The 5,352-nt window shown below is 69.1% G+C and carries 4 protein-coding genes; 2 read left to right on the top strand and 2 right to left on the bottom strand.

All coding sequences use genetic code 11. The features are described from left to right. Positions 1 to 809: maleylacetate reductase (locus tag FXN61_RS46895; RefSeq protein WP_167980258.1), on the top strand; the 809-nt coding region annotated here is incomplete at its 5' end. Continuing rightward, positions 806 to 1,699, top strand: a complete 894-nt coding sequence (locus FXN61_RS46890; protein ID WP_167980257.1) for a hydroxyquinol 1,2-dioxygenase — start codon at positions 806 to 808, stop codon at positions 1,697 to 1,699. The genes FXN61_RS46895 and FXN61_RS46890, both read left to right, overlap by 4 nt. Here FXN61_RS46890 and FXN61_RS46885 read toward each other — a convergent pair. Both FXN61_RS46885 and FXN61_RS46880 read right to left on the bottom strand, forming a co-directional pair. Beyond that, positions 1,696 to 4,689, bottom strand: a complete 2,994-nt coding sequence (locus FXN61_RS46885; RefSeq protein WP_167980256.1) for an amidohydrolase family protein — start codon at positions 4,687 to 4,689, stop codon at positions 1,696 to 1,698. The genes FXN61_RS46890 and FXN61_RS46885 overlap by 4 nt on opposite strands. Before the next feature lie 78 nt (positions 4,690 to 4,767). After that, positions 4,768 to 5,205 (bottom strand): SRPBCC family protein, encoded by a 438-nt coding sequence (locus FXN61_RS46880; RefSeq protein WP_167980255.1) that lies wholly within the window; start codon positions 5,203 to 5,205, stop codon positions 4,768 to 4,770. Between the last annotated feature and the right edge of the window lie 147 nt (positions 5,206 to 5,352).

Below are 5,352 nucleotides of genomic sequence, written 5' to 3'. Positions count from 1 at the left end.
CCACCGAGTCCGGGGCGGATCTGCTGGTGAGCGTGGGCGGCGGGTCCACGACCGGTCTGGCGAAGGCGATCGCGCTGACCACCGGCCTGCCGATCGTCGCGGTGCCCACCACGTACGCGGGCTCGGAGGCGACCAACGTGTGGGGCCTGACCGAGGCCGCGCGCAAGACCACCGGCGTCGACGAGCGAGTCCTGCCGGTGACCGTCATCTACGACGCCGACCTCACGGCCTCGCTGCCCCTGGAACTGTCGATCGCCTCCGGCTGCAACGCGCTGGCGCACTGCGTGGACTCGATGTGGGCCCCGCGCGCCGACCCGATCAACCAGGCGCTCGCCGCCGAGGGCATCCGGGCGCTGAGCCGCGGCCTGCGCCTGATCAGCAAGGACATCGCTGACGTACAAGGGCGCGAGCAGACCCTCTACGGCGCCTACTTGGCCGCCGTGGCGTTCGCCTCCGCGGGATCAGGGCTGCACCACAAGATCTGCCACGTCCTGGGCGGCGCCTACGACCTCCCGCACGCCCTGACGCACACCGCGATCCTTCCGCACGTGCTGGCGTTCAACGGCCCGGCGGCCCCTGACGCCGCCACCAGGATCACCGAGGCGCTGGGCGGCGATCTGATCGCGCTCTACGACGACATCGGCGCCTCGTCCGTGCTGCGGGGCGTGCCCGACGTGCGCGAGGCCGCCCGCCTCGTCCTGCCGTCCGTGCCCCCGTCGAATCCTCGTCCGGTCACCGAGGACGACCTCGCCACGCTGCTCGCCGCCGCCCAGGCGGGCATGAACCCGACCGAGTGGAGCCGAGCATGACCACGTCCCCAGCGCAGCAACGCGTCGAGGAACTGCTGACCGCCGAGGTGATCGCGTCGTTCGCCCGCACACCGGACCCGCGGCTCAAGGAGCTGATGGAGGCGCTCACCCGGCACCTGCACGCGTTCATCCGCGAAACGCGCCTGACCGAGCAGGAGTGGACGCGTGCCATCGAGTTCCTGACCGCCGCCGGGCACATCACCGACGACAGGCGGCAGGAGTTCATCCTGCTCTCCGACGTGCTGGGCGCCTCGATGCAGACCATCGCGGTGAACAACGAGGCCTACGAGAACGCCACCGAGGCAACGGTCTTCGGCCCGTTCTTCGTCGAGGAGTCGCCGCGGGTCGACGTCGGCGGTGACATCGCCGCGGGCGCCGCCGGAACCCCCTGCTGGGTCGAGGGAACCGTCCGCGACACCGCGGGCAACCCGGTGCCCGGCGCCAGGATCGAGGTGTGGGAGGCCGACGAGAACGGCTTCTACGACGTGCAGTACAGCGACTCACGGGTGGCGGGCCGCGGCCACCTGTTCTCCGAGCCGGACGGCGGCTTCGCGTTCTGGTGCGTGACCCCGACGGCGTACCCGATCCCGCACGACGGCCCGGTGGGCGCCTTGCTGGACGCGGTGAACCGCTCCCCCGTGCGCGCCGCACACCTGCACTTCATGGTGTCCGCCGACGACTTCCGCACCCTCGTCACGCACATCTTCGTCGAGGGTGATCCGCAACTGGAGATCGGCGACTCGGTGTTCGGTGTCAAGGAGTCGCTCGTCAAGCGGTTCGAGGAGCAGCCGGCCGGTGCGCCGACGCCGGACGGGAGGGCCCTCGGCGACAAGCCGTGGGCGCGCTCCCGGTTCGACATCGTGCTGGCTCCCGCCCAGGACAAGACCTAGTGATCGCAGCAGACGCGCTCAGCCCACTCCGGCTCGTGCCACCAGTGCGTGTTCTGCGCAGACGCCAACGGCTGCAACGCGTCCGCGGCAGCCAGGACCTGCGGCTGGTTCTGGTACGGCGCAAGCAGATCCGGGACCCGATGCACCCGCCCGCCGACCATGACCTGCTGCACGTTCGCCGCCGCCTTGATGTCCACGAGCGGGTTGCCCGACACGAACGAGATGTCCGCAGGCGCCCCCGGCTTGATCGCGCCGATCGGCAGGCCGAGCCACCGGGCAGGGTTGCGGGTCGCGGTGATGAGCGCTTCCCGTGGTGTGAAACCGTGTTTCACCATCGCGCGCAGGTTCATGTGCGTGGCGGTGGCCGGAGCGTCCAGGGGCGCATCCGTACCGCAGATGACCAGGCCGCCGCCGCGATGCACCGCGAGGGCGAACTCGACCCAGTTGCGCAGGAGGTACGCCGAGGACGTGCCGCCGCCGCTGTTGGCGTCGGCCAGGTAGCGCTCGTACTCCCACGGCGGGAACAGGACGCGGGTGCGTTCGTCCAGAGCCAGTGACTTGTCCTCGGCGAACAGGGCGCGGTTGTGGAACAGGGTCGGCGTCATCGACATGCCCGACCGCACGAACAACTCCACCACGTCCTGGTAGGCCTTGCCCTGGCGCGTGACTGTGTGGGAGTAGCCGAGCCGGTTGGTGGCGCCGACGTGTTCCATGCCGTCCATGCCGAGGTTGGCGGCCGGGTAGAGGTAGTGCGAGGACAGCGGGACTCGGGACCGTTGCACGGCCGCCCGCTGCAGTTCGACGGGCAGGCGGACGTAGGTCTTGATCATGTCGTAGCCGAGCTCGTGCGCGCGGCGCAGTTCGAGGTCGAGCTGGGCGCGCGACAAGGTGGGGCGCATGAAGTTGTAGTAGACGCGCGAGCCGTCGACGGCCTCGCCGGTGGCGTAGAACCTCGGTCCCACCAGGGTTCCGGCGGCGAGGGCTTCGCGCGTCTCGACCATCTGGTAGACCGGGTCGCCGGGTGAGCGGACCGTCGTGATGCCGTACGCGAGCCACACCCGGCCCTGCCGCGCGCCCCACTGGCGGCCGCGCAGGTGCCAGTGGTTGTGAGCGTCGATCAGGCCAGGAATCGCGGTGAGCGCTGAGGCGTCGATGTCGACACGGCCCTGATGCGGCCGGACTTCCTTGACACAGCCGTTCTCCACGACGATGTCGACGTTCTGGCGCAGGTCCGCGGCTTCGCCGTCCCAGTACGCGCCGACGTGCACGACCTTGCGCTCGGGCGACCGGGGCTTGCTCCAGTTCAAGCCCACGCGGATCGTCGACGCACGTCCGTCCAGAGTGGACTTCCGCAGGCGGCCGTTGTTCAAGTAAACCAACGCGTCGTTGCCGTGCCACGCCAGTGAATCAGTGACCTCACGAGTGACCTGACGCGCCTCACCGACGAAGTTTCCCTTGGCGTCGACGGGAACCACCCACGCTACGCTCTCCACGATGAACGCGATGTGCTTGCCGTCCGGCGACCACACCGGCCCGTCGTCGCCGCGCGTCGCGATCGACCGGAACGGCATCGGCTCGGTGTACTTCAACTCCCCGGACGCCAGGTCGACGGACAGGATCTGGCTGGTGCCCTCGCGGAACCGGCGCGAGAACGGCTTCACGGCGGCCAGAGCCACGACCGTGCCGTCCGCGGACCACGTCGGCCGCCCCGGCTGGAACAACGCGGGCGTGATCTGACGGCGTCCGGCGGCGTCGGCGATCCAGACCTGGCCGTCCTGGTCGAGGTAGGCGACCTTGGTGCCGTCCGGTGAGAACCGCGGCGTGATCTGCGCGCCCGGGTCCGGCGCAAAAGCCTTGTCCTCGCCAGAAACCAGGTCGCGGATCCGCAGCTGCGCCACACCGGTGCGGTCGCTCGCGTAGATCAACCGGGTGCCGTCCGGCGAGAAGTCCGGGTCAGAGTCGAAGTACTCGCCGTCGGTCAGCTTCACCGCCTTGCCGTTGCTCACCAGGTAAAGCGCGTTGAGCGCCCGGAACGCGATCTTGGTTCCGTCCGGGGACACCACCGGGCTCGCGATGCCCTTGACCGGACCACCGCTGAGGTTCTTGGTGCGGTGCCGCTCGACCTTCCGCACCGGAACGGTCACCTCGAACGGAATGTCCTTCGTGGAACCGTTGGCACGCAACCGGATCTTGCCGTCGGCGGTGTAGAGGACGCTGTCGCCGTCCCACACGGGCGCGAACCCGAAGACGTCCTGCCCGGTCACCACCGGCGTCGACCCCAGCATCAGATCGGCCTGTCCCGGCCGCATCAGCGTGTAGCTGGGCTGGTCACCAGGCCCGAACGCGGCCCCGAACAGCTGCGCACCCGTGGGCGCCGTGACCAGCCGCTCGCGCTTGCCGTCCAGCGAAACGACGTCGACCGTCGCGGTGCCGGAGATGAAGATGATCCGCTTGCCGTCCGTAGACCACTGCGGCGCCGCTGCCTCGTCCGGCGCACCGACGAGCTGCGTCAAGGCCCCGGATGCAACGTCCAGCACGTAGACGCCGTAACTGCCGCCCCGGTCGCTGACGAACGCGATCTTCTTGCCGTCCGGCGAGAACGCGGGCTCGCGGTGGTCGTACTTTCCTTGCGTGAGCTGCTTGAGACCACTTCCGTCGAGCCCGATCACGTACAGGTGATAGTTGCCGTCCCGATAGGACTGGAACGCGATCTGGTTGCCAGGGCCGAACGACGGCAACGTGGCGTCCTGCAGCTCGTCGGTCAGCTTCCGCGCCGCCCCGCCCGTCGAAGGCAGAACCCAGATGGCCGTGACGAGGTCGATCGCCAGCCACTTGCCGTCAGCCGACCGCGACACCGAGATGTTGGTGCCCTGCGTCAGCTTCACGCCCGCATCAGCCTGTGCGGTACCGGCGGTGAGCGTGGACGCGGCGGTGGCGACGGCGGCGGCCTGGCCGGTGCGGGTCAGCAGTTCACGACGCGACAGTTCCATGGCGGCACTCCCCCAGCGTTGATCCCCTAGGAGATCCACCCTGCCACCAACGAACATGGGCGCTATCGACCGTTCGGCCTAGCGCTCCGCTTCCACGTTCCTTTTGAGACGCCCCAAATCCGCCGCTATACTGCGCCGAACCTGCCAGCGCATCAACGGTTCCGCGACCGCGAAGAACCCGCCGGGCGCACCGGTCGCCCGGATCGCGACGTTCGTCCCGTCCGGCACGTCCTGCAGCTCGTACCGCACGGTCATCGGAAACGGCTTCTCGACCTTCATCTCGACGAGCCGGCCGGGTTCGTGCGCGGTCACGACATAGCCGTAGTCGAAGGTCCGTCCCAGGAACTTCGCCGTCCGCACCACGGTCGCGCCGGCGACGAGCGGCCCTGGCTGATCAGGCCGCGACGCGGTGATCCCGCCCGTCCACGCGAGGTCGTTGGCGGGATCGAACATGTACGCCGCGACCTCGGCCCGCGGCTTCCGCACGACGACCGAAGGCCGCACGTCCACGCTCATAGCGGGAGGCTAGACCCACCAGAACGCACACGCATCCTGGTCACGGCACTAGACGAGTAAGTCCTAAGTCCGGGCGGTGTCTGGAGACGGATGAAGGGTGTTCAAGATCAGTTTGTGAGGACCGACCTGAACACCCTTCTGACCGCA

The sequence above is a fragment of the Lentzea indica genome, from assembly GCF_012184385.1.
Lineage (GTDB): Bacteria > Actinomycetota > Actinomycetes > Mycobacteriales > Pseudonocardiaceae > Lentzea > Lentzea indica.
This window is presented reverse-complemented; position numbering and strand designations above follow the sequence as displayed.